The sequence below is a fragment of the Halorussus caseinilyticus genome (assembly GCF_029338395.1).
Classification (GTDB): Archaea; Halobacteriota; Halobacteria; order Halobacteriales; family Haladaptataceae; genus Halorussus; species Halorussus caseinilyticus.
This window is the reverse complement of sequence record NZ_CP119809.1, coordinates 2,186,412-2,211,224: the sequence shown is the minus strand read 5'-3', so window position 1 is coordinate 2,211,224 and position 24,813 is coordinate 2,186,412. Positions and strand designations below refer to the sequence as shown.

The window sequence follows — 24,813 nt, the reverse complement described above, 5'->3', positions numbered from 1 at the left end:
ACGCCCGAACCGCCACGTTCGTCCGGACTTCCGACCGTTTATGCACCAAGGCGGCGAGAGATACGGGTATGGAGGCGTCGTGGCGGCGGCAGGTCGGCGTCCGACTCACCGTGACCCTGACGTTCGCGGTGGCGGTTCTCTCGATAGCCACCGGCGTCTCCAGCATCGGGTTCACCGCGGCGTCGGCCCAGAACCTCTTCGGCGGCCGAATCCCCGAGTGGGCACAGGAGACCGCGGGGTTCACCGGCACGCTGACGGGCTTTCTGATGCTCGTCAGCGCAATCGGGATGCGTCGGGGTCTCCGGGGTGCGTGGTACTCGACGGTGTTCCTGCTCCCGCTGACCGCGGTGCAGGGTCTCGTCCAGTCGAGTCCGTACTCGCTCCCGCTGGTGGTCGTCTCGCTGGCGTCTCTGCCGGTGGTTCTGCGGGGCCGCCACCGGTTCGACCGCGAAATAGACCTGACGGCCTCGCAACTCGCGGCCGTCGCCGCCCTCGCGGGCGTGCAGGTGTACGGGACCGCGGGCGCGTACGCGCTCGACGACCACTTCCTGAACGTGGACACGCCCCTCGACGCGTTCTACTACACGCTCGTCACCGCCAGCACCGTCGGCTACGGCGACATCACGCCGACGACCCAGACCGGCCGGTTGTTCAGTCTCTCGGTGGTCGTCCTCGGCACCGCGAGTTTCGCCGTCGCGCTTGCGACCCTGCTCGGTCCCGCCATCGAAGCCCGCCTCGCCTCGGCACTCGGAAAAATGACAGAATCACAGCTCGAACTCCTCGAAGACCACGTTATCGTCCTCGGCTACGGCGACCTGACCGAACCTATCCTGACCGAACTCGACGGTCAGACCGAGTTCGTCGTCGTCACGCCCGAATCAGAGCGCGCGACCGAACTCGGAGACCGCGGGTTCAAGGTTCTCAAGGCCGACCCGAGCGACGAGGAACCTCTGCGACGGGTCGGCATCGACGAGGCCCGCGCCGTCGTCGCGGCCACGAACAACGACGCCGAGGACGCGCTCGCGGTCCTGACCGCCCGGCAGTTGAACCCCGACGTGCGCATCGTCGCGGCCGCGACCGACCGCGAGAACGTGGACAAGCTCCGACGGGCGGGCGCGGACTCGGTAATCAGTCCCGCGACCATCGGCGGCCACCTGCTGGTTCGCTCTGCGCTTGGAAGTGACGGGATGGAGACCGTCGCCGACCGACTCGCAGGCGAGTCTCGAACGAGCGACTGACCGCCGAGTCGCCCCGAGTCACTTCACTCCCGAGTCACCCTCGGTGGACGATTGCCACGTCGCACTCCAACTCCTGCAGGCGCTCGAACGTCGGCGGCGAGACGAACCGGGAGGCGGCCGACCGGTCGGTACTCGCGCCCATCACGGTGAGGTCGTAGTAGGTGTCGTTGGCGGTCAGAAACGACTCGATAGACGACCGCGAGACCCGCGTCTCGAACGACCCGTCGAACGTCTCCACGAGGTTCGCCAGCGTCGTCTCGGCTGACCGACGCTCGCTCTCGCGGTCGATGCAGGTACAGACGCTGATGTTCCCGGTGAGACCGGTGAGTCGCTGAGCGAAGTCTATCATCGCGTGGGCGGTGTCGCCCGGCCGTCGGACCGGGACCAGCACGCGTTTCCAGCGTTCGCGGGGTTCGCCCGCCGACCGGAACGCGATGGCGTCGATTTCGCTCTGGAACAGGCCGCGGACGAACCCCGAGAGGCTACCGTGTTCTTGCTCGTAGGGCGCGACCACGAGGTCGCAGTTGGTCTCTCGGGCCGTCTTCAGGACCGTCCGGGAGAGGTCGTCGCCGTCGCCGACCACGACCACCTCGCAGGGGACGCCGACCTTCGTCTCGATGCGGTTGGCCTCGGTCTCCAGTCGCTTGGCCGACTCGTCGGCGACCCGGACCTCCTCGGTTTCGACGCCCTCGGACTCGGCCGCCACCGCGTCCACGAATTCCGTCTCGGACTCCTCGGTCGGAACCTGCATGGTTCGCTCGGCCGCGTCGATTGCCTCTTCGTCCACCACGTCGAGCAGGACGACTTTTCCGGCGTCGTGGGCGGCGGCGAGTCGCGCGCCGAACATCGCGGCGGTCCGACTCCCCTCGCCGCGCATCGGCACCAGCACGTGGTCGTCGCCCTTCGTGGACTGGTAGAGGTACCGCGACCGGCGCTCGTAGAACTGCTCGCGCCAGACGTGGAACGCCGCGGCGACGATGGTGCTGGCGACGAAGACCGAGACGACGAACTGGAGGAAGAACTCGTCGAACCCGACCGGACCGGAGAACGCGGGCGCGATGAGCGCCAGCAGTGCCGTCGAGAACGCCGAGGGTTCCTCGAAGTCGAGCGCCCACGTCACCCCGCCCGTGAGGAAGATGGCGAGCGCGGCCTCCGCGGGCGAGACGAGCAACTGGCTCGTTCCGAGGGGGTCGCGCATCGACGTGTGGAGACCCACCCAGATGGCGACGGTGCCACAGAGCGCCCCGGCGGTGAGTCCGCCGACGAACTTCGTCGGCGAGGCGTACTCGCCCTCCGGTTCCGCAAAGAGGGTGAACGTGCCCGACGCCAGCGGCGGGAAGAGGACGAACGGCAACACGTCCACGGAGTTCGAGACGGCGGTCACGGCCGCGATGAGCAACGGGACGAACAGCAACACCGAGAGGTGGATGAGGTTGGTGGTGTGTTCTATCCACCGACGGAACTCCCGAATCTCGCGCCGCTCGAATCGGCGCACGCGCCGGAGAACCGCGTGGTAGCGCGAGCGCAGGCCGTCCAGCATTACCGTCACGTCGTCGGTCCCGCCTCAAATATCTGTTCGCTTGGGGGTCGGCGGCGTGACGGCAGGCCGACCGAACCACTGGGACGTGCCGGGAGACCAACCGCCGCCACGGATGCGCTCGGCCACACTTTCCACGGGTCCGGGTGGACTGAAAGGGGCCGCCCGCTCGCGTGTACGTGGTCGGCTGACCGACCCCTATCGGAGGCGAACGCAGTGAGCCGAAGATATGTCGGTCAGCGACCGCGAGCGGGCGGGGGCTTCCTTGAACGTTCTCGTCGCACGTGACGCACCGTCCCGACCGACCTCTCGCTCTCCTCGCCGACCCACCAGCGTTTTGACCACCGGGTGCATACCGTGGCGGTATGTCGCACGCAAATCGCCGCCACAGTCGCCAGCTATGGTCGAAGTGATTACCGCAGGCCACGTCAACTGGGACGTGACCCTCCGCGTGGACGCCCTCCCTCACCCCGACGGCGAGGCCCGCATCGACTCCCAGTGTCGGTCCGGCGGGGGAAGCGCCGCCAACGTCGCCGTCGCGTTGGCGGGCATGGACTTCGACGCCGGACTGGTCGGGAGCGTCGGCGACGACGAGACCGGCGAGTTCGCCCGTCGGGAGTTGCGGGCCGCGGGCGTGGACTGCTCGCACCTGCTGGAGGTCGAAGCGAGCGAGACGACCACCAAGTACCTCATCGTGGACGAACGCGGCGAAGTGATGGTGCTGGGCAACGAGGGCGCGAACGAGGCGGTCGCACCCGCCGACGTGGACCCGGAGTACGTCGCCAGCGGTGACCACCTCCACCTGACCAGCCAGCGACCCGACACCGCCGCGGAGTTGGCGCGCGTGGCGACCGACGCGGGCGTCAGCGTGAGTTTCGACCCCGGCCGACGCCTCGCGGAGCGGGACTTCGGCGAGGCGCTGGCCTACTCGGATGTCGTCTTCCTCAACGACCGCGAGGCCCAGACGTTGCTCGACAGCGACCTCGAACACCCCTCCTCGGAACTCCACGGCCGGGTCGTCGTCGTCAAACACGGCGAGGACGGCGCGCGGGTGGACACGCCGGGTGCCTCGTTCGACCACCCGGGCTTCGACGCCGAAGCAGTGGACACCACGGGCGCGGGCGACGCCTTCGCCGCGGGCTTTCTCGCGGTGCTGTTGCGCGAGGGCGGCGTCCTCGGACCGAGCGCGGACTACGAGCGCGCGCTGGAGTTCGCCAACGCCTGTGGGGCCTTGGCCGCGATGGAGGAAGGCGCGCGGACCGCGCCGACGTTCGAGGACGTGGGAGCGTTTCTGGACGGGCAGTTCTGAGCCCGTCGTCGGAAGTGACTAAACGGGGCGGTAGCAAACTCCATCCCGTCCGATGTCAGACACCGATTCCGACGAGCGACCGACCGGTCCAGCGCGGATACTTCCCGAGTCGAGCATTCTCGAACTCGAAGACTACCTCGCCATGCAGGACGCACTCGGCGACGAAACGCAGTTTCGGGTCCTCTACGCGCTGAAACGAACCGGGGACGCACATCCGTCCGACCTCGCGGAAATCCTCGACGCGAACAGGGACCACGTGGCGTCGAGTCTGGCGGAACTGACGGACGTGGGTCTCGTGGAAAATTGGATTTGGAACGAACCGGGAAACGACGGCGTAGACTCCACCTACCGAGTGAGCGCCTTAGGGGAGGGACTTCTCGAAGACGGCATCGAGTCACTCCTTCAGGGCGAGTGGGACGCCCGCGAACGCTACGCCTGAGGGCGGCGACGGACTTCTCGGCGGTCCGGCACAGCAAGGAAAATCGTTCTTTAAGAACGACTTTCCCAACTCTAGCGTGTCTGAATACGTCTCGAAGCCGCCGTCCGCCGCGCTCGCTCCCGAACCCGCACGCTTTTTCTCCCTCTCGCCAGAAACGACGCGCATGGCGAAACAGCCCCATCTCCTCGTAGAGGAAGGCGACGTGAACGACATCGCGCTCATCCCCGGCGACCCCGGCCGGGTGGACCGCATCGCCGGACTCTGCGACGACTCGGAAGTCGTGGCGGAGAACCGCGAGTACAAGGTCGTCAACGCCGAGTACGAGGGTACCGACCTCACCATCTGCTCGACCGGCATCGGGTGTCCCTCCGCGGCAATCGCCGTCGAGGAACTCCACGAGGTCGGCGTCGAGACGGTGATTCGGGTCGGCACCACCGGCGCGCTACAGGAGGGCATCGAAATCGGCGACATGATTGTGGCGACCGGCGCGGCGAAGAACGAGGGCACGAGCAAGCGCTACGAGTCGGTCGAGTACCCCGCGGTGCCCGACTACGGCGTCCTCTCGGCGCTGGTGGACTCCGCCGAGGCGAACGACGAGGACGTTCACGTCGGTCCCATCGCCAGCGACGACGCCTTCTACGCCGAGACCGACGAGTACGTCGCCGACTGGGAGGAGGCCAACATCCTCTCGGTCGAGATGGAGGCCGCGGCCGTCTTCTCGCTGACCCGCCGCCGGGACATGCGCGCGGGAGCCATCTGCACCGTGGACGGCAACCTCGTCGAGGGCACCCAGAAGGGCGAGACCGAGGACGAGGAACTGCCCGAGAAAGCCAAGAACAACGTCGAGCGCGCGATTCGGATTACCCTCGACGCCGTGGTGGACCTCGCGGAGTAGTCGGCCTTTCTTCGGTCTCTTCACTCGGTGTGAATCGTCGGCCCCGTGGAGTGAGTTCTGTTCTCGAACCACGCGGGCGTGCGACTGCCGAGTCTGCGCTCACGTCCGTTCGCCCAGACGCCGCGCCCGCGCGCGCCGAAGGAAAGGCGGGTTAGCCTCGGGACCTCCGACCCCGCGTCACCCCGTCACGATGAACAGCAACAGGTTGTGCGCGCCCGGACCCAACCCGACCGCACCGACCGCGCCCAACAGGAGAAAGCCCTCGCGCGGGTCCTCCCGAACGAAGTCGGCGAACAGAATCACCACGCCCTCCGCGATGGCGAGTTTCACGAGGACGAACAGCCACCCAACACCGAAAACCTCGGCGGTCGGCAGCGAGGCCGCCACGTCGAGGACGGCGCGCGAGACCGGCGTCCGCTCACCGAACCCGAGCAGGTCCACGCCCACCGCGGTCGAAACCGCGTCGAGCGAGTGGCCGAACAGCGCCAGCGCGCCCGTCGCGCCCGTCGCGGCGGTCACGCTCGGGTGAGTCCACCGGGTCGCGGCCCAGAGCGTCCCCGCGAGCAGGACGGCGACGAACAGGCCGACCGTCGGCCAGAACAGTCGGAGTCCGGACTCCGAACCGCGAGCGAGGGCGTAGGCGACGACTGCACTGGCCGCGACGACGCCGACCGAGACGACCGGTCGCTCGGGGTCCGTGCTGGTCCGAATCCCGACGAACCACACGGCTCCGGCGACGACGAAGGTAGTCAGGTAGACCGAGGGCGCGCCGAGTAGCGGCGCGACCGACTCGGGAACCCATTCGAGGACGTACAGCGCGTGGAGGCTCGACCCGACGACTATCCACGGCGCGAGCGCGAGGACAATCCGGTCGGAGACGTGCGGATCGGACCGGGCCAGCGCCCCGCCGACCAGCGCCACCGCCGCGAGCAGACCGACGAGATACGGGAGCGGCGGGAGCGCGAACCCCTCTGGAAGCACCATGCCCGATACGGCGAAGCGCGTGGCCGAAAGGCTTGCGGTCGGCGAGCGAGGCGAACTCAGACGCCCGCTCGCGAGACCGACACCGCGTAGTTGCTGGCGTCGCTGGGCACGTCCACGTCCATCTCGATTTGCTCCTCGACGCCCGCCGGAAGGTCGAACTCGGGGCCGCGCAACGACTTCACCTCGTCGCCGCCCTCGTCGTAGAACGTGACGAGCGGGACGATAGCGGCGTCGTCGCCGGTGTTGGCGACCGTGGAGGTCAGCGTCACCTCGCCGACGGGAAGCACGCCCTCGGCGTCCGGTTCCTCGTGCTGGCGGACGCCCGAGTCCACGACGACGAGGCTCTCGTCGGTCTGCTCGCGGTTCTCCCGGTAGATGTGGATGCGGTTTCGCGCGAACTGAATCGCTCGGGACGCCTCCTCGTCGTCCAGCGACGCTTCGACTCGGAGCAGTTGGTTGTCGATTTCGTCCACGACGCCCTCGCGGTCGGCGCGGTCGCGGTCGGCGAAGGCGTCGAGGCGGTCCCGGACCGTCTCGAAGTCCTCGCGCACGTCCTCGTCGGTCGCTTCCCGGGCGCGTCGCAGGTCGTCTCGGATGTCGATAATCGGTGGTATCGAAGCCACAGTCTCCCCCCGCCGGAGTTGTGGACGCGCCGGGAAGTGTTGTCCGGCCGTCGGTTTCGAGGATGGTCACAGCCAACGAGGTGCGACCGAACGTCACGACCCACGGGACCGCGCTCGCCTCCACTGACCACGGGATGCGCCGCGTCTGCGCTCGCGCTCGCGGTCCTGCGCGAGCGCAGACGCGCGCGGGGAGGAACGGGGCGCGGTGCGGAGGCGGTGCTGTGCAGTTGCAGTGCTGTGCGGTGGCGGTCCGATTGGCTCAAGCAGTAGCTAGCTTCCTCGTCACTTCTCGCCGCGCCACTTCTCGCCGCGCCACTTCTCGCCGCGCCACTTCTCGCCGCGCCACTTCTCGCCGCGTCACTTCTCCCATGTCGGTCGTCTTTTCACCACTTCCCGCACTCCGGTCGGTCCCTCGCCACGTCCCGCGTCTACATTTCGGTGCGGTCGAGAACAACTTTCTCTGTTTCTAGGCACTACATAGAATTCTTTATCACTGCTTTCTACGTTTCATAGCTATAGAAATAATCGTCCGGAAGACGACAGAGCTGTTCGTTCGACCCGGTTATCGGGTCTCGGCTTCTGCGGTCGGCGCGCGGCGTTCGGTCCCGCGGGACCGGTAAGCGTTGTACCCCGCGAGGACGGCGACTATCGCACCGCTAACGATGTCGCTCCAGAATGCGGCTTCGAGGACTGTCTCGAAGACGAACGGAGCGATGACCATCCAGAGTCCGAGCAGTGCGACCAGCGACGCACTACCGGTGTTGATTCCGCCGGGGTCGTCGGCTTTGAACGCGTTGTACCCCGCGATGACGCCGATTGCGGCACCGACGATGATGTCGTTCCAAAAGTTCGCCGCGGGCGGCGAGTAGACGAACGCCGAAATGACTATCCACCCGCCGACCAGCGCCGTCGCCGCCGAGATGTAGCCACTCGTGTCGTTCTGGTTCGCTGTCGTCGTTTCGCTCATACTCTCTCCCCCGTATTTCGTTGGTTATCGAATAGGATAAGTCGAATGGCTACTCGTTTCGGAAGGTGACGGAGCAAATACTATCGCGTTATGAAGTTTATTGATTCGCCGTCTCCCGACCGAGGGCGGCGTCTCCGACCTCCCGAATCGTAACGAAGCACCTTTTCAAATCCCGCGACGAGGGTGACGTATGTCCGACGGAAACGCGGCCGACTCGCTGGCGTGGGAGTTGCTCGACTCTCGCGTCGCGTACTCCTGTCCCGGATTCGACGTGCGCAACGAGGACGTGCGACTGCCCGACGGCACCGAGACCGACTTCGACTACCTCGCGGAACCCGAGAGCGTGGTCGTCCTCCCGTTCACGCCCGACGGCGAAGTCGTCGTCATAGAGGAGTGGCGACAGGCCGTCCGGCGGGTCAACCGGAGTCTCCCGGTCGGCGGCATGGAACCCGACGACGACGACCGGAAAGCCGCGGCCCGCCGGGAACTCCGCGAGGAGACCGGCCACGAGGCCGACCGCGTGGAGTTTCTGACCAGCGTCGAACCCGCGAACGGCATCGCCAACTCGGTCCTGCACTTCTTCGTGGCCCGCGGATGCACCCCGACCGCCGAGCAGGAACTGGACCACAACGAGTCGATTCGAGTCGAGACGACGACGATGGACGAACTCCGGGAGCATATCGCCGACCGGGAGATTCGGGACGGTCGGACGACGCTGGGAGTGCTGTACTACGAAGCGTTCGGGACCGAAGACGGAGAGTAGGCTTCGGTCGCTTCCTCGACTCACCGCTGATTCGTGACGCCGCGGAAAAGGTTGCGAGTGGAGCGGAGCTAGCTACTGCCGACTCCTGTGAGACCGCCCCGCACCGCGACCGCGGGCCACGCCCTCCCCAACCGACTCCTTCACTCGTCCCCTTCGGGTACTCGCTCAGTCGTCTACTGGCAGAGCAAGCTCTGCCGAGCAGTCGGCCCAGAGCGCCGACGCTACCGTCGGAAGCGAGTGCCGACGAGCTGTTGCGAATCACTGATTCGCTACATCCCGAAAATCTTCGATGTTCGAGGACTTCGGTCGCTTCGCTCCCGACGACCTCGCGCGGATGGGCGCGGCGCACGAGCCACCGGCAGACGTTCCTGCTCACTGCGTTGTCGCCGAAAATCGGAGATTTTCGGGATGACGAGAGCGTCGCTCTCGAACCACGCGGGCGTGCGACTGCGGGGCCTGCGCTCACGTCCGTTCGCGCAGACGCCGCGCGCGCCTGAGTGAAAAAATAGGATTCCGCACGAAACACCATCCGACGCCCGATAACGGAACCCTTACCCGATCCATCCGGCTATCCAACCACAATGACCAGAGACAACTTCGAGATACGCGACCAAGACGGTCTCGGTCGCATCGGGGAGTTGACGGTTCCTCGTGCTGGCGTCACCGTCGAGACGCCCGCGCTCCTCCCCGTCATCAACCCCCACGTCCGGACCGTCGAACCCTCGCGGCTCCGGTCGGAGTTCGGCGCGGAGATACTCATCACCAACTCCTACATCTTCTACGGGAGCGACGACTACCGCGAGGCGGCGCTGGACCGCGGACTCCACGACGTGCTGGACTTCGACGGGGCCATCATGACCGACTCCGGGTCGTTCCAGCTGGCCGAGTACGGCGAAATCGACGTGACCACGCCCGAAATCCTCCGGTTCCAGCGCGACGTGGGGAGCGACATCGGGACGCCCGTGGACATCCCGACGCCGCCGGACGTGCCCCGCGAGCAGGCCGAGGAGGAACTTGCGACCACGCAGGACCGACTCGAAGTCGCCGAGAGCGTGGACGTGGGCGGGATGCTGGTCAACGCGCCCGTGCAGGGTTCGACCTACCCGGACCTGCGCGAGGAGGCCGGACGCCACGCCGAGGAGACGGATTTAGACGTGTTCCCGGTGGGTGCGGTCGTTCCGCTGATGAACGACTACCGCTACGCCGAGATGGTGGACGTGGTGGCCGGAGCGAAGCGCGGTCTGGGCGCGGACGCGCCGGTCCACCTCTTCGGCGCGGGCCACCCGATGATGTTCGCGCTGGCGGTGGCGATGGGGTGTGACCTCTTCGACTCGGCGGCCTACGCGCTCTACGCCCGCGACGACCGGTATCTGACGGTCCGTGGCACCGAGCAGTTGGACGACCTCGATTACTTCCCCTGCTCGTGTCCGGTGTGCGCCGACTACACCCCGGCGGAGATGCGGAATCTCGGGTCGCGCGACCGGGAGGAACTGCTGGCCGAACACAACCTCCACGTCACGTTCCGCGAGATTCGGACGGTCAAGCAGGCCCTGCGGTCGGGCAACCTGCTCGAACTGGTCGAGACCCGCGCCCGCGCTCACCCCGCGATGCTCGACGGCTACCGCGCGCTGACGGGCCACGCCGACCAGTTGGAGCGAGAGGACTCGGTGTCGAAGGGCGCGTTCTTCTACCTCTCGGGCGAGAGCGCCCGCCGACCCGAAGTCGTCCGCCACCAACAGCGTCTGGACCGTCTGAACCCGGAGGGGAGCGTTCTGCTCACGGAGGGCGGCCCGAGCGACCGCTACGACGAGTCGTGGCGCGTGGTCGCTCCGTTCGGACCCTTCCCCCGCCACCTCTCGGAGTCGTATCCGCTGACCGCGGAGGTGCCCGAGCGGATGGACCGCGAGGGCTACCGGTCGGCCGCCGAGGGGGTCGCGCGCCTCGCGGCCGCGAACCCCGAGACGGAGTTCACGCTCGCCTACCACGACTGGCCCGAGAGCGCGCTGGCGCTGGTGCCCGAGGACGTGGACGTGGTGGACCTGAGCGAGTAGCCGCGCTTCGGCAACCTTCTTCGTTTTTTGAGACGTATTTTCGTTTCTTTCAGGTTTTTCTTTCGTTCCTTGAGACGTATTCCGATTGCTCCGTCGTCCCGTGGTACGAACGCGGGCGCACGCCGCACTCGCGGCGTGCGCCCGCGAGCGTCGACACCCCGGCGAGCGACGCGTTGCCCGACACTTGCAAGCAATCGGCTACAAACCATATCCGTGAGTCCGTGGTACCGTGGGGCATGAGTACCATCGCGCAACTCGGCGTCCCCGCGGAGGCGTTCGCGCTCCGGGAGACGCTCCCGCGAGTCCCCGACGTGGAGGTCGAAGCCGAGCGAGTCGTCGCTCACGACGAGGAGCGCGTCATGCCGTTCGTCTGGGCCGCGGGGACCTCGACGCCTTCGAGGACGCCCTCGCCGACGAACTCGACATCTCCCATCAGGCGCTCTCCGAGCGACTCCTGCGGGGACACGGCAACTTCGTCGCCAACGTGCTGACGGTCGAAGCCGTCGGAGACGACCGGAACCGCGAATCCGAGCAGACCGTCGAGTAACCGCTCCGTCTCGCAAGATAGTTGCCTTTCGGCCCCCGAACCGGAGGTATGACCGACTACTTCGAGGTCCACGAGCGCGACGGCGCGGCCCGAATCGCCGAGTTGCGACTCGCGGACTCGGTGACGACGCCCGCGGTTGCGGACGACTTTCTCGCCGACGCCGGGAGCCTCTGGACCGAAGACCGGGAGATTCCGGAGGGAGGCGACGACGAACTCACGATTCTGCCCCACCGAGGGTTCCCGAGCGGCACCGACGAGGAAGTGATGGATTCGTTCGCGCCCGAGTACCCGGACGTGGACTACCCGAGCGCCGCGGTCGTCGCGCCCGAAACCGCCGACGACTACGGCGCGGACGCCTACGTCCTCTCGGGCGCGCAGGGGTTCGTCGGCCACGGCGCTGGCTTCAGAGACGCCATCACCGAGACCCGTGAGGCGATTCCGGCCGACAGCGCGCTCTACCTTCCGGGGGTCGCCACGCCCGCGAACGTCGCCACGCTGGTCTACGCCGGGGTGGACCTCGTGGACGCCGACCGAGCGGTCGTCGCGGGGACGCAGGGCGAGTACCTCACGACCGAGGGTCGTCACTTCCTCGAAGACCTCTCGGAACTCCCCTGCGCGTGCCCGGCCTGTCAGAAGCCGGTCTCGGAGTTCACCCGCGAGGACTGCGCCGAACACAACGAGAACGCCCTCCGCGCCGAGTTAGGCGTCGTCCGCGAGCGCATCCGCGCGGGCCGACTGCGCGACTACATCGAGGGACAGGCCCGCCACGACCAGTGGCTGACCGCCGCCTTTCGGGAGTTCGACCAGCAGTGGTCGTACCTCGAAGAGCGCACGCCGCTCATCCGGGACGCCGAACTCTCGGCCGCGACCGAGGACACCCTCCAGCGCGTCGAAATCAAGCGGTTCGCCGACCGCGTGACGACCCGGTACCGAAACCGGTTCGACAACCCTCTCGTGCTGGTCCCCTGTTCGGCGACCAAACCCTACAGCGAGTCCCAGAGCCACGGCCAGTTCCACGACGCCATCCAGTTCCGGGGCCACACCGTCTCGATGACCTCGCCCATCGGCGTCGTCCCGCAGGAACTCGAGTTGACCTACCCCGCCCAGCACTACGACTCGGTGGTCACGGGCCGGTGGTCCGAGGACGAAAAGCAGTTCGTCGCGGAGGTCCTCCGGCGCTACCTCGAACGCAACGACTACCCCCGCGTGATTGCCCACGTCCCCGAACACGGCTACCGCGACGCGTGCGAACGCGTCGAAGAGGAGTTGGGGATTGACTTTGAGTACACCGTCGAGGACCACCCCACCACGACCGAATCGCTCGGCAACCTGATGCGGACGCTCGACGGCGAACTCAAGTACGGCAAGCGCGAGCGCCAGCACAACACCGTGAAGGCCATCGCCGACTACCAGTTCGGCGACGGTGCCGGTGACGCCCTCTTCGACGGCATCCAGACCGAAGCGCGCTATCCCAAACTCCGCGTGCAGGACCGCGACGGCGAGCAACTCGCCGCGATGGTGCCCCAGTACGGCGTCCTCTCGTTCACCCTCACCGGCGCTCGCCGGTGGGTTGAGTCCGAGGCCCCGACCAAGCGCGTCGAAATCGACGCCTTCGCGCCCCACGGGAGCGTCCTCGCCCCGGGCGTCGTGGACGCCGACGACGACATCCGAGTCGGCGACGAAGTAGTCATCGAGGGACCGAAGGCGTTCGCGGTCGGCCGCGCCGAGATGTCGGGTCCCGAGATGGCCGAGAGTACGCGCGGCATCGCCACCACGGTCCGACACGTCGAGGAGAAGTAAGCCACGACGAACACGCCGCGATTCCGAACGGACGACGAAAAGGGGGACGCCCGGCTCAGATGCCGGAGAAGTTCTTCGGCGCGCCGGTGAGTCGGTAGACGTAAGCGCCGTCGGTCATCGGCCAGTTCAGTTTGCCACCGTTGCGAATCTCGAAGTGAACGTGGTCGCCGGTCGAGTTGCCGGTGGTGCCCATCGCGCCGATGTGGGTGCCCTTGCTCACGGACTGACCGTCCGAGACGTAGATGTCGTTGAGGTGGGCGTATCGAGTCTGATAGCCGCCGCCGTGGTCGATGTAGACGACGTTGCCGTATCCGGAGACCCAGCCAGCGTGCGAGACGGTCCCGCTACGCGCGGCGTGGATGGCCGTGCCCTTGTCGTTGGCGATGTCGAGTCCGCGGTGGTATCGGTCGCAACCGTCTCGGCAGTCCCAGTACGTCGAGGTGACGACACCCGTCGCGGGCAGGCCGAAGTCGGCGTGATTGGTGTACTGCTGGACGCAGTAACCCGTGTACCGATTGTAGTTACCCGAGTCGCCGTTGACCTGAACTTCCCACCACGTGTACCCGTCGCTGGACCACGGGCCATCGACGATGTACATCCCGGTGTTCTCGGGGGCCGTTCGCTTGACGCCGTAGTTCAGACCCGGGCCGGTTCGGATGTTGAGACCGGTCGACGTGTAGACCGAACTGCCGACCTGATGGGCCGCGGCCTCGCCCGAGGCCGCAACCGTCCCTGCGAGCGCTGCTGCGGTTCCGCCGAGGAACTGCCGTCTGCTGATGTTTTCTTCCATGTTTAGACCTCGCTCAAGAATTATTATGCACCATAATAAAATTTAGTATTTAGTCTATATCCCAATAAGATTAAATACGTCTGCTGATTTCATGCTTATGTCAACTAATCTCAAATTCGGTCCGGGCGTGTTCGGAGTGGTTCGAAACGCGACTCCGCGGCAGTGGGGTGTTCGACCGCCGAACTACCTATGGGGGTAGGCGATGTAATCGGATGCGACATGGCGACACCGCAACTGGAGTTCGACAGCGACGTACGGGGGCGAATCTACCGGTACGTCGAGCGCCACGGGTCGGCCACTCGCGAGGAGGTCCGCGACGCGGTTCGCGTCTCGGAGGCCGCCGAGTCCAAGCCCGCCCGGTCGGGGACCGAACCGTCGGTCCGCCTGCCGGTCGAGGAGTTCAACCGCCACGTCGCGGCGCTGACCGACGACGGACACCTCACCGAACGCGAGGGCCGACTCTCGGTCGAACCCGACGCCGAGTCGGAGTCTCACGAGACCGACGACTTCGAGTACGAGGTCCGCCCGGCGCGCGAGGACGACCGGCAGGCGGTCGCAGACCTCATCCGCGAGGTGGCCGACGAGGGGGCCATCGTCGTGGACGAGCGAGTGGCCGAGACCATCGAGCGCGACGGCGCGCTGATTCGGCGCAACGAGCGCGAGTCGCGGATGGTGTTCGTCGCCGAGAGAATCGACCGGGACGAGGACGACGGCGAGACCCGCGAAATCGTCGGATGGGTCCACTTGCAGGGGTTCGAACTCCCGGCGCGGGACCACACCGTCGAACTCACGGTGGGGGTCGCCCCCGAGTACCGAGAGCGGGGAATCGGCGGCACGTTGCTCGAACGCGGCATGGCGTGGGCCGACGAGGGAGACTACTTGAAGGTGTACCAGAGCCTTCCGGCGACCAACGACGAGGCGCTCGACTTGCTCGACGAGTACGGGTGGACCCGCGAGGCGACCCGCGCGGACCACTACCGAGTCGAGGGCCAACTCGTAGACGAGGTGCAGATGGCCAAGCGACTGGACGATTGACTATCGCTGGGCGAACACGCCGAGGACGAGACCCGCGAACAGGCACGCGCCGACGAGCGCGCTCGCGCGACCGGCGAGAATCGCGGTCTGCGAGGCGACGAGCGACCCCGCCAACTCCGCGAGAAGACCGACCCCGGCCAGCGCGACGGACGCCAGCGCGGTCCGGTCGGACGCGCCGGGGAAAGTGCCGACCGTGGGCGGGTAGAACTGGTAGGTCGCGCCGACGATAGTCAGGCCGAGGAACCCGAGGACGTTGAGTCGGAAGTGGGTCTCGACCAGCTCGAAGCCCGTCCCCGAGAACGCGAAGTGGAGACCGACCAGCACGCCGAGGACGCCCGACGCGACTCCGGCGAGGACCGCGTAGAAGCCGACTCGACGGCGCTCCGAGCGCACGAACAGCGCGGCGTAGGCCGCCGCGAATCCGACGACGGCGGTCGCTTCGAGGACCGCCCCGGCCCGGAACCACGCGCCGCGGTAGAGTCCCCACGAGAGGACCGCCGGACCCACCGCTCCGGCGGGCAGGACCACCGCGACCAGCGAACGCGGCGGCGAGGCGACCAGAAACCGGGGGAAGAGTCGGAACCCGACGGCGAAGACGAGGAGCGCGGCGGTACCGGCGGCCAGCAGGTGGGCCGTGCGTGCGAACCCGAGCGACTCGAATCCGGGGACTCGGAGGTGCAGGGACAGCGTGGCGTAGCTTCCGGCGAGCAGGTACGCGAGGACGACCGGCACGAAGGCGTTGGCGAAGCGGTCCACCGGCCTGCGGTCGGCGTTGGCGTCGCTCGTGCCGGTCTCGCGGCCGGTGGGGTCGTCGCGAAGGGTCCACGCCAGCGCCGCGACGAAGACGGCGACCCCAGCGGCCCACAGGACCGCGCCGACGGGTCCGAGGGCGTCGGGGACGCCAGCGAACGGCGCGGCGGCGAGTCCGACCGCGCCGACCGCCGTGAACGGGAAGTGAACGGCGGGAGCGCGTTCGAGCGCGAGCGACCGGTCGAAGTACGAGGGCACCAGCGAGTAGGCCTTCCCGAAGACGGCGTGGAGGACGAACCCGTGGACGGCGAGGGTCACGCGGACGTGCCCGTTCGCTCCGGCGAGGGCGGCGACCTGCCACGCGACGAGAAAGAGCGCGCTCGCGGCGACGAACCGCCGCGACCACCGCGTCACTCCGCCCGCGCTCATCGTGGCCCGTCCGCCCCCATATCAACAGCAGAAGATGAACGGGTACATGAGTCCCACCCGGTCGCCGTCGGCGAGGCGGGTGTCGAGACCGTCGAGGTGTTCGTTGAACGTGCCGTTGACGGCGACGCGGGCGTAGGTCCGGGTCTGGTCGCCCTCGGGGTTCTTCTCCCACGTTCCGGGGAGGTCCTCGGGCGGGTCGGCCCATCCGCTGGTGGACGCCTCGGCTTCCGTCTCGGCGACGAGCAGGTCCCGCACGTCGTACTCGGCGAAGAAGGCGTCCAAGAACGCCCGGAGCGTGGTCCCCTCGAAGGTGTACTCCAGTCGCGGTTCGCCGACCTCCGTCCGGACGTGGCCGGTGCATCGAACCTCGACGGTGGTCTCGGTCGGGGTCGCGTCCCGTCGCTCCGTCGTTCGGTCGGTCGCCTCGGCGGTCCGCGTCTCTCCGGCGGTCATGTTCGACCGTACGCGCTCCGTCGGGGTATACGTCGGTGCGAACATGTTCGGATTGCGGTCGGCGTCGCGGTCGGTCCGGAGACGAGGTTCGAGTTGCGTACGTAATTGCTATATAAACATACTTATTGCTTAAAGAAAGGTGTAGTTGTCTCTACCGTCGCGGTCAGTAGTCCGCGGTCAGTCGTCCCCAGTCGAGTCGCAGGTAGTGGTAGAGCGTCCCGGTCAGGCCCGACTTCGCGACCCGACGCCCGGAAGTCTTCGCCAGCACGCTGGGGTGGTAGCCCGTCGCCCACTCCCGGCCGAGTTCGCGGCTGAACGCGGTGTCCTCGTTGGGCACGTTCGGAAAGCCGCCCGACGCGAAGTAGGCGTCCCGGCGGACGAGGCAGTTGAATCCCGGCAGGACGGGCCGGTCGAGTCGCGGGAAGGCGTGGTTGATGGTCGCCTCCACGAGTTTGGCCCGCGCCGGGCCGACCATCCGACACCGCGAGGACGCGGCGGCGAGGTCCGTCCCGCGCGCGAACCCGACCATCGCGTTGAGGTAGTCCGGCCGGACCACGGTGTCGGCGTCCACGAACGCCAACCAGTCGCCGTCTGCTCGCTTCGCGCCGCGGTGTCGGGCGTCCCCGATGCCCGGTCCGAGTCCGTCGCCGCCGTCGGCGGCGGGCCGCGGCTGGTGGACCACCGCGGCGTCGTAGCGCCGGGCGATTTCCGGAGTCGCGTCGTCGCTGTCGCCGTCCACGACGACGACTTCGAACTCGCGGGCGGTGCGCTGGTCGCGGATGCTCTCCAGCGTCGCGGGAAGCGACGCCTGTTCGTCTTTCGCGGGCACGACGAAACTGACCAGCGGGTCGGGCATGGGTGGTGCGTCGGGATGTAGACGAGTTACCGAGGTGTGAGGTTCGCCGGGAAGGAGTAAGGGTCTTTTCGCCGGAGCGGGTAGACCGAAGTGGCCGATGACGAGGCACGCGCTCCGAACTGGTCTCGGCAACCAGTCGTGACGAGCCCTATGAGTGCCGAGGCCGAACTATTACCGACTCTTTAGCTCTCTCGTTCAGCGTAGAATAATAGACTGCAAACAGCAGCGCACGGCGTGAGTACCTGGGCTAACTACTTTCGGTATACCACTAATTCAAAGAGAGCCGCTAAATCGAATCCACAATTGGGGTCCACAGTTGAGACAATGTTTCAGACATCGATGAAGCAAGCTCGTTAATATGAGTGTGAGAACTCAGACGCAACTTTGCGTTCACGGTACCCGTTCGCTGCTACTTACGGAGAGTCTTTCGGAAGGTTAGTCTTCTAATTCGACTTTAGACATGGCGTTTAGAATGTTCTCTGCTCTCCCTACCCCAATTCCGTCGACATCGTCCATCATTTCGTTTAATTCATTAACGAGTTGCGTCTTCACCTTGGTCAGTGTCCATCCTTGTTTTTCCAAATTTTCTGCGTATGTCCCCGCAATTCCCTCGACATCCTCCCAAGACTCCACTCGGTCGGATTCCTCAAACCCGGTGAAGAATTGTCCCCATTTCTCTGCTGATATTCCGAGCAGTTCCCGACTCTTCATCTGATTCATATACTCCTGGAGCGGGGTGATGTGCTTGATTGATTTCGACCTAAACCGTCCATAGTTCCCGCCTGAATCCTGTTCGGCGTGGTCCTGGACAAAGTCACTCTTTGCGTTTGGATAGGGGCTGATATCGCCTTCGGGACGCTTGATGCTTTTATCGGGCTTGTCAGCGTCCCAATTTTTCAATTCTTTCCAGTAATAATCGACGAACAGAGAGGCGAACTTGGCTGGCATAATGAAAGGGCGGAAGATTTCGGGCGAACCAGTGACGAGGTTATCCAAGACCCATGGGTAAACGACGAGCAAATCTTGCGGCGCACAGGCATCAGGTGTCGTTCCGAATCGGAAGCTCGGGTCGCCCTCTTTTGCGAGCAAGTAGAATCCTTTTAGTTCAATACCGATGACCGGGTCTTCGTCCGGAACTGGACCTTGAAACACAATGTCCGGGAATGTTTGTGACTGGCGAACGAAGTCATAGTTTTCATATCCCGATGGGAAGTCTACCTCCTCCGACTTGAGTGAATTGAGTGTTTCAGTCACTTGATTTTCTACAGATGACGCCAATACCTCGTTCAAGCCGAAAACATCGGTTGCGTCTAGTCCCTCAATATGTACGTCGCTCTCAAAATCGGCTGGGACTTGTTCAAGCAAACTAGGAAGAATCTGATACAGTTCGGAATGTTCTTCGTACCAATCTGTATCACTAACTGGTACGTACTCGTCAGCTTTCTCGTACTCTTCTAGATATTCCTCCCAACCAACATCTATCGCCATTAGGGTCGAGAAGTTGGCGAGGTGAAATAAACCCAATGGATAGAGACTTCCTTTATAAGCCTATTTAGATGGGTTATTTTCATCGATACGGAACCCGTATTACATTGCAACAAAGCAGACGTCCGCTACGTTGAAGAAATAAAGTGACAAGCCCCCTTAATGTAGGCTGTTTGACTGATGCCGAGGCGGGGATTTTGTGGACTTGGCACCACCAACAAGGCTTTGTTAGCATAGATAAATAGCGAGCGTAGGACGGGAGTTTTTATATGAAGAAGCGTCAAGCCCCAATTGAATAATGAACCGAGAGCGCATTGAGGAGGTCGATTTTCGATGAATCGTCAACAGAAAGCTGAGAAAGGGCACTATCTGGAAGAGGGGGTTGAAATCTATCCAGGTGACGTTGCTGAATGCTACGAAGACTGGGAAACTCCGGTTACGATAATCTCCGACGGAGCATATGGCACTGGATTGTTTCCGGATGAACCCGATGAAATAGATGCGGTTCCTGAATGGTACGAAAATCACATAAAAGCATGGAGCGAGCATGCAACTCCCCAAACGACTCTCTGGTTTTGGAATACTGAGGAAGGCTGGGCTGAGGTTCACCCTTACTTGAAAAAGCACGGATGGGAATATCGCGGCTGTAATATCTGGAATAAAGGTATGGGACACATCGCGGGGAACTCAAACACCAAGAAGCTTCGAAAATTCCCGCAAGTTACCGAGGTTTGTGTCCAATACGTCCGAGAAGCTGAATTCGAGGGTCCAGATGGTGAGGAAATGGATATGCAGGAGTGGGTTATTAACGAATGGTCTCGGTCGGGGCTGACACAACAAGAAGCGAATGATGCTTGTGGTGTCGCAGATGCCGCATCCAGAAAATATCTCACAAAAGGAAATCTCTGGTATTATCCTCCGCCGAAAAGAATGGAAGCCATGGCTGAATACGCGAATGAACATGGCGACCCCGCGGGGAAGCCCTACTTTGCGCCGGACGGAGAGAATCCTGTCGACGCTGAGGACTGGAAAAAATACCGGGCAAAATTCGACCTCGATGCAGGAATCACTAACGTTTGGGAAGAAGGTCAAGTGAACGGGTCCGAACGCGTACTTGAGGGTACTAAGGCAAAGCACATCAATCAGAAGCCATTGCGACTGATGCGGCGAATTATCAAAGCATCTACCGACCCGGGTGATATTGTCTGGGAGCCTTTCGGAGGATTATGCACCGGAGCGGTCGCTGCTAAGCAACTCGGACGAAAGTGCAGGTCCGCAGAAATCGTGGATGAATTCTATGATGCTGCTACCGAACGATTAGCGACTACTGAGCTAAATTCGAAGCGAGAAGATGCACCATCGGACGAGCAGATGGACTTAGGAACGTTTGATAGTTCTAACTAGTACGAATCCATCTGCTTTTGCTGGCCGAGATTTCCATCGAGCAAGTCCTGGGTTGCATTTTCATCCTCTTGACGAATTGCGCTTCGCCAATCAACGATTGTACGTCCAGCAAATAGGCTATTCATCACCTTGTCATCGAAATCATCCAGAGGAGTATGCTTCAGACGTGCTAATTTAGCAAAATTCGATTCTTGACGATACTCGAATTCTGAGTAGAGGCGACCAAGCTTTCGATGGTATTCGAAAGAGGAATCGTATTCGTCCGTCTTTAGAGCCAAGTCCTCTGTAAGCTGCTCTGCTTCTTCGATGCGCTCTTCATCATCCTCCTGAAATCGATGACCTCGAACATTTGATTGTTGAAGATTTCGCGTCCGGTTCGAGGTGTCTTGAGGTTCCATGACAAGGTACTGTGGTGGGTCATGATACTTATCATCCCGAGACTGCGCTACCTCTAGCGCGTCATCGACGAAGACATCAACTATCTGTGGTTCACCATATATGACCCACTCTGGAAGCCATGCGAGGATTGCTATCTTTGTCAGACCATCCTGTAGATGTCGCTGCGTTTCTCGAAAACGGCCGGTCATCTCTGTTGAAAGAGGATACCATGCTTTAATTTCAATACCTGGTTCCCCTCCATCTATTCCTTTTAAAACGACGTCAGGGAACTCTGGGTCCTGTCTCTCCCACCTCGCTCCATCAGGTAGGTCCATATTTTCATTGAGATATTCGGCAATGCGGAATTCGATAGTATTAGCAACAATTGGGGTGATTTTGTTGATTACCTGAGACAGCTCAACAGCTTCGTCTGTCGTTTCAGGTTTGCCCACATCTAGAACATCATATGTCTCTCCTTTGACCTCTTTCAAAGATTCTGCGGCTGCATCCAGATAATCATGAGGGTCCATAGCACAAAAGGAACAAGTATTCCACATGAATCCGTTGATTTGCGTCCCATGCTTAAATCTCAATTTGGCCTGTCTTATTCGATAGATTCCTTTCTATCCGAGTCCGCTATCGGTCACTGTACGAAGCGTAACGGGACTCAGACGCTAACGCATTGCTTCCGAGTCTGAATATCAGTCATCCTCTGGACGGTGGACTCGGTCGACAGGCGAGAGACTGTACGCTGAGTAACGGTGATGGTGCCACTCATGGGAGGACTTCCTGCAAAATTTGGCCGGACGTCATTTCATTAACAGTCAGAGGTTCGATGAACAGGCGAATCCCAGTCACAATCAAGATGAGTATTGCGAGACTGACTGCTGGTGAGAGAAGGGTCCCAATGATACGCATCTCGGTTGTTTCGGGGTAGTAGTCGGCGTCCCTGTGTCTGAACCAGATTATTCCTGTAATCAGTACCGAGGTTGCTGCGATAAGAAATTGTCCTGAAGAGCGCGGGTAGCCGAGAATCGAGATTATCGCTAATCCTCCCCAGACGACGATGAGAAGCCAGAACGCTAGTTGTAGCTTCTCGACAGCCCACTTTCGACGCTTTTCGGCGTACTCGACGTAGCTCCCTCGTCGGTCATCGAATCGGCTGAAGTCGAACAGATGGCCCGAGAAATCCTGAATTGTCTCGGAGTAGACCTCGAAGTCATCATTGCTCTCGCTTATCAGGTCGTCCAGTTCGTCGATTCGGGTTTGGATTGTTGGGAAGTAGAACAGGAGGACGCCGGAGATAACGAATATCGAGAACGGGAGCACCATATCCACGTTGGACCACCGGACGACGAGAAAGAGATTAGCGAATACTGCTCCGAGGAGCGCCAGCACCACTTTCTGAATCTCTGAAGTTAGGCTCCGTGTCGTCTCTGAGACAGTACTCGTAACGTCGGCGGTGAATACGTGGGCGTCTTGGATGGCATCGTTGAGGTCATCGAAATTCTTCTCGATGGCCTCCTCTTCCAAGAACGTGTAGAACTCACGAACCTGCGCCGTTTTCCGGGGCAGGTCCTCGAACGAATCACATTCTTCGACGATGCTACGGTGCCAGAAGTCTCGATACGTGTTCCGTGTGCCCTTCTCCACAAACGACTCATAGAACTCGTAAAGCGCCGCTAGTTCATCTACTGAATATCCTTGAACGGCATCGGTGAAGGCCTCCCCGTCGATTTCGTCGCTGACGGTTTTACGGCGTGTTTTGATTTCGAGTTCCAAGACGTCCTCAGTCAATCTCACTCGCTTTGAGACTCCGGCGAAGACGCTGTAGACGAACACTGACGAGAACAATTCTCTCGCCTTAGGTGTGCTAAAGAGCGAAGGAGACACTACCGACAGTTCGGGTCCGGCTTGGAGCATATCTCGGTCTCGGTCCATGAGCGTTCGATACTGACTCACGTTGAAATCGAGGTCCTCCGGCTCCGAGTTGAGCAAGGAGCTAACGGAGTGGAACTGAAGCAGTGATTCGTACTCTGGTTCGATTTCTTCGTAGAATACAAAGACTGGAGGATTTCGTTCATCGAAGAACTCGTCGGCAACTGTTGCGTAATCTGAGGTATGCTGGTCTAGCCAACTTCGAAGCCGCTCCTCCTCTGTCCAGAATGAAATTGAGATGGAGGTAGTGTTATCTAACTCCGGTTCGAGTCGGTCCCCAATCTCTGATTTGTCTATGATACAATCTACGTATAGAGATATCGACGCCGTCCCGGACCATTCAAGCAGAAAATCAGCTAATCTCCCAGCTTCGTCATCACGGAGGATGTCCCCGACGACTCGACGCCAGTCTTGAATATCTACGTCTTCGGTATCGTACGCTCTTTGGAGGGTGTCGAAACCAGAGTTGTGTATTCGAAGGCTCCCACCAGATTGGATAATCGGCTGCTCTCCGGTTCTATCCGTGTGGAATGTCACTTCAAAATCGTTGAAATAAGCTCCCTCCTCGTGGGCTAGCTGCAGGATTCCACTAAGCGCATCCTCAGAAAAATCGGAGACGGGGCTATCGATATCGATTATCCGAGACTCTTCTGTAATCTCTCGACCTTCCCACATCGGGGAAAGCTGAGAGAGGTGCTCTTCTATTTCGGTCATTACTGAATGTCATCGAACGAATCGTACTCAGACAGGTTCTCTAGAATCTCTTTCCGGTAGTCTCCGCCACCGTGCCCTGTAACCGCGACATTAGGTTCATTTCCGGGGATGACGACGTAGTACGACCCATCGTTGACGAGGAAGATATTGCGCTCTAGTACGTCTCGAAGGGACACACGAATATCGATGCCTGAGATAGTGATTGTGACTTGTCCTTCCAACTTCTCATCATCGAGGTCTCGCCGGATGTCATCGAAGTCATCCACGCTCTGAGCTTCGGATAAGGGGTTCTCATCGTCGCCTTCTTCCACGTCTTCGACTATCCATTCGTTCAGAACCTCGTTATTGGTCTTTGTGTCTTTGAGTCCAAGGAATTTCCACCAGTGCTGTGCATAGTAGCTTTTCTGGTATATTCCAGCCTCGTCTGGCCGTGCTTCGTCAAGCGAGTAGTTGACTCTGGGATAGATGACGCCCTTCTTCAGTTCGTCTTCGATAATCTCACTGATTTGGGAAAGCCCCACCTCATCATCCGGTTCGTAGACGTCCTCGTATGGCGCTTTGATTATCGCAAGCAACTCGTGCCCTTTGTGGGAGAATGGAACTACAATGAGAATACCCGGCTCCGAATTAGCCGCTTTGAGATATCGTTCCGCTAAATTGCTCAGGTTGGCTTCAAACTCGTCACCGTCCTTGAGTTTCGTCAGCAACGATTTCTCAGGGTGCTCATCACCTTCGGCAACATCGCTATAATCGAACTTGTGAAGTCGAGCAGTCGGCTTATTTGCTGAGAAGCTCTTTTCGGCGAGAGAGCCGAGCATACTTTGTGTCGCCTCTGTGGCGTCCTCGAAGTCCTCGTCGTCCATGTCGGACTGACTGATGTTCGAGAGGATGTCGTAATCGCCGTCCTCCTTGCATTGAACGACGCCAATCTGGGCGGCATCTACCATGTTGACTATAACCAATCAATCAGAGCTACAAATATGTTCATATCACAGATATAATAAGACAAAACTCGCAGCCCCACATCAAGTAAGTAATTTGATATTCGTTCCAGCCGTCTCTCTGAATAGGTCCTACTGCCGCCGCTAGTTCTAGCAGCGACGGCTTTGGCCGGGATACTACGATGACAGATTCAGACAGCGACGAGCACGGCGAATCGCGCGGCATCCAGATTGGTGGCATTCATATCGGCCCCTTAGAGTACAGATTTCTCAAACTCGTCGTCTACGCTATCATTGGACTGTTTCTCTGGCCGTATCTTCTATTGCTGTACATCTACATCACAATCCGTCGATTCAACAAGGGTATCCTCGAGGTCTCGAAGAAAGCTAAAGCCACGCTACAAGAGGAGTACGAAGCTGGCTACGAGGAGGGGAATTCTGAGGACTGATTCACGTTTCGAGGGTAGAAGACTGTACGGAAGTCCCC

General features: G+C 62.1%; 23 protein-coding genes. 11 read left to right on the top strand and 12 right to left on the bottom strand.

Annotation, left to right across the window (positions count from 1 at the left end; translation table 11 throughout):
* Positions 1–68: 68 nt before the first annotated feature.
* The gene (locus P2T60_RS11090; RefSeq protein WP_276279313.1) at positions 69–1,238 is read left to right on the top strand and encodes an NAD-binding protein; all 1,170 of its coding nucleotides are present in this window, start codon (positions 69–71) and stop codon (positions 1,236–1,238) included.
* 34 nt (positions 1,239–1,272) lie between these two features.
* Here P2T60_RS11090 and P2T60_RS11085 read toward each other — a convergent pair whose 3' ends face one another.
* Positions 1,273–2,778: a universal stress protein gene (locus tag P2T60_RS11085; RefSeq protein ID WP_276279312.1), complete on the bottom strand. Its 1,506-nt coding sequence runs from the start codon at positions 2,776–2,778 to the stop codon at positions 1,273–1,275.
* Positions 2,779–3,175: 397 nt separating this feature from the next.
* On the opposite strand from P2T60_RS11085, the gene P2T60_RS11080 reads away from it, so the two are divergent.
* The 3 genes from P2T60_RS11080 to P2T60_RS11070 all read left to right on the top strand — a co-directional run bounded on the left by P2T60_RS11080 (position 3,176) and on the right by P2T60_RS11070 (position 5,418).
* The gene (locus P2T60_RS11080; RefSeq protein WP_276279311.1) at positions 3,176–4,084 is read left to right on the top strand and encodes an ATP-dependent ribose-1-phosphate kinase; all 909 of its coding nucleotides are present in this window, start codon (positions 3,176–3,178) and stop codon (positions 4,082–4,084) included.
* A gap of 52 nt (positions 4,085–4,136) precedes the next feature.
* Complete coding sequence (locus P2T60_RS11075) at positions 4,137–4,523, top strand: winged helix-turn-helix domain-containing protein (protein WP_276279310.1); 387 nt, start codon at positions 4,137–4,139, stop codon at positions 4,521–4,523.
* A gap of 163 nt (positions 4,524–4,686) precedes the next feature.
* On the top strand, positions 4,687–5,418 hold the full coding sequence (locus P2T60_RS11070) for a nucleoside phosphorylase (RefSeq protein WP_276279309.1): 732 nt from the start codon (positions 4,687–4,689) through the stop codon (positions 5,416–5,418).
* A gap of 177 nt (positions 5,419–5,595) precedes the next feature.
* On the opposite strand, the gene P2T60_RS11065 is transcribed toward P2T60_RS11070, so the two are convergent.
* From P2T60_RS11065 to P2T60_RS11055, 3 genes are all read right to left on the bottom strand, one after another.
* Positions 5,596–6,402 (bottom strand): DUF63 family protein, encoded by an 807-nt coding sequence (locus P2T60_RS11065; RefSeq protein WP_276279308.1) that lies wholly within the window; start codon positions 6,400–6,402, stop codon positions 5,596–5,598.
* Positions 6,403–6,458: 56 nt separating this feature from the next.
* The gene (locus P2T60_RS11060) at positions 6,459–7,025 is read right to left on the bottom strand and encodes a DUF7553 family protein (protein WP_276279307.1); all 567 of its coding nucleotides are present in this window, start codon (positions 7,023–7,025) and stop codon (positions 6,459–6,461) included.
* Between the two features lie 562 nt (positions 7,026–7,587).
* Positions 7,588–7,992, bottom strand: a complete 405-nt coding sequence (locus P2T60_RS11055) for an SPW repeat protein (protein WP_276279306.1) — start codon at positions 7,990–7,992, stop codon at positions 7,588–7,590.
* 190 nt (positions 7,993–8,182) lie between these two features.
* On the opposite strand from P2T60_RS11055, the gene P2T60_RS11050 reads away from it, so the two are divergent.
* The 4 genes from P2T60_RS11050 (at position 8,183) to arcS (ending at position 13,153) form a co-directional block, all read left to right on the top strand.
* Positions 8,183–8,755 carry an NUDIX hydrolase gene (locus tag P2T60_RS11050; protein WP_276279305.1) on the top strand — a complete coding sequence of 191 codons (573 nt, stop codon included), beginning with the start codon at positions 8,183–8,185 and terminating at the stop codon, positions 8,753–8,755.
* A gap of 581 nt (positions 8,756–9,336) precedes the next feature.
* Positions 9,337–10,806 carry a tRNA guanosine(15) transglycosylase TgtA gene (tgtA, locus tag P2T60_RS11045; protein ID WP_276279304.1) on the top strand — a complete coding sequence of 490 codons (1,470 nt, stop codon included), beginning with the start codon at positions 9,337–9,339 and terminating at the stop codon, positions 10,804–10,806.
* Between the two features lie 236 nt (positions 10,807–11,042).
* Positions 11,043–11,297 carry a hypothetical protein gene (locus P2T60_RS11040; RefSeq protein ID WP_276279303.1) on the top strand — a complete coding sequence of 85 codons (255 nt, stop codon included), beginning with the start codon at positions 11,043–11,045 and terminating at the stop codon, positions 11,295–11,297.
* Between the two features lie 104 nt (positions 11,298–11,401).
* Positions 11,402–13,153, top strand: a complete 1,752-nt coding sequence (arcS, locus tag P2T60_RS11035) for an archaeosine synthase subunit alpha (protein ID WP_276279302.1) — start codon at positions 11,402–11,404, stop codon at positions 13,151–13,153.
* Positions 13,154–13,208: 55 nt separating this feature from the next.
* Here the strand turns inward: arcS and P2T60_RS11030 are convergent, their stop codons facing one another.
* The gene (locus P2T60_RS11030; RefSeq protein WP_276279301.1) at positions 13,209–13,943 is read right to left on the bottom strand and encodes a peptidoglycan DD-metalloendopeptidase family protein; all 735 of its coding nucleotides are present in this window, start codon (positions 13,941–13,943) and stop codon (positions 13,209–13,211) included.
* 219 nt (positions 13,944–14,162) lie between these two features.
* On the opposite strand from P2T60_RS11030, the gene P2T60_RS11025 reads away from it, so the two are divergent.
* Positions 14,163–14,978 carry a GNAT family N-acetyltransferase gene (locus P2T60_RS11025; protein WP_276279300.1) on the top strand — a complete coding sequence of 272 codons (816 nt, stop codon included), beginning with the start codon at positions 14,163–14,165 and terminating at the stop codon, positions 14,976–14,978.
* On the opposite strand, the gene P2T60_RS11020 is transcribed toward P2T60_RS11025, so the two are convergent.
* The 4 genes from P2T60_RS11020 to P2T60_RS11005 all read right to left on the bottom strand — a co-directional run bounded on the left by P2T60_RS11020 (position 14,979) and on the right by P2T60_RS11005 (position 18,954).
* Positions 14,979–16,157: a hypothetical protein gene (locus P2T60_RS11020; RefSeq protein WP_276279299.1), complete on the bottom strand. Its 1,179-nt coding sequence runs from the start codon at positions 16,155–16,157 to the stop codon at positions 14,979–14,981.
* Positions 16,158–16,178: 21 nt separating this feature from the next.
* Positions 16,179–16,610, bottom strand: coding sequence for a MoaD/ThiS family protein (locus P2T60_RS11015; protein ID WP_276279298.1), 432 nt, complete (start codon positions 16,608–16,610; stop codon positions 16,179–16,181).
* Positions 16,611–16,773: 163 nt separating this feature from the next.
* The gene (locus tag P2T60_RS11010) at positions 16,774–17,466 is read right to left on the bottom strand and encodes a glycosyltransferase family 2 protein (RefSeq protein ID WP_276279297.1); all 693 of its coding nucleotides are present in this window, start codon (positions 17,464–17,466) and stop codon (positions 16,774–16,776) included.
* A 435-nt stretch (positions 17,467–17,901) separates the two neighbouring features.
* Positions 17,902–18,954, bottom strand: coding sequence for a hypothetical protein (locus tag P2T60_RS11005; RefSeq protein WP_276279296.1), 1,053 nt, complete (start codon positions 18,952–18,954; stop codon positions 17,902–17,904).
* Positions 18,955–19,284: 330 nt separating this feature from the next.
* Here P2T60_RS11005 and P2T60_RS11000 point away from each other — a divergent pair, with 330 nt between their 5' ends.
* Complete coding sequence (locus P2T60_RS11000; protein WP_276279295.1) at positions 19,285–20,355, top strand: DNA methyltransferase; 1,071 nt, start codon at positions 19,285–19,287, stop codon at positions 20,353–20,355.
* Here P2T60_RS11000 and P2T60_RS10995 read toward each other — a convergent pair.
* The 3 genes from P2T60_RS10995 to P2T60_RS10985 form a co-directional block, all read right to left on the bottom strand.
* Positions 20,352–21,263: a hypothetical protein gene (locus P2T60_RS10995; protein ID WP_276279294.1), complete on the bottom strand. Its 912-nt coding sequence runs from the start codon at positions 21,261–21,263 to the stop codon at positions 20,352–20,354. The two genes, P2T60_RS11000 and P2T60_RS10995, sit on opposite strands and share 4 nt — an antisense overlap.
* A 244-nt stretch (positions 21,264–21,507) precedes the next feature.
* Positions 21,508–23,385: a hypothetical protein gene (locus tag P2T60_RS10990; RefSeq protein WP_276279293.1), complete on the bottom strand. Its 1,878-nt coding sequence runs from the start codon at positions 23,383–23,385 to the stop codon at positions 21,508–21,510.
* On the bottom strand, positions 23,385–24,332 hold the full coding sequence (locus P2T60_RS10985) for a hypothetical protein (RefSeq protein ID WP_276279292.1): 948 nt from the start codon (positions 24,330–24,332) through the stop codon (positions 23,385–23,387). The genes P2T60_RS10990 and P2T60_RS10985 overlap by 1 nt, the downstream gene beginning before the upstream one ends.
* Before the next feature lie 176 nt (positions 24,333–24,508).
* On the opposite strand from P2T60_RS10985, the gene P2T60_RS10980 reads away from it, so the two are divergent.
* Positions 24,509–24,775, top strand: a complete 267-nt coding sequence (locus tag P2T60_RS10980) for a hypothetical protein (RefSeq protein WP_276279291.1) — start codon at positions 24,509–24,511, stop codon at positions 24,773–24,775.
* Positions 24,776–24,813: the final 38 nt, after the last annotated feature.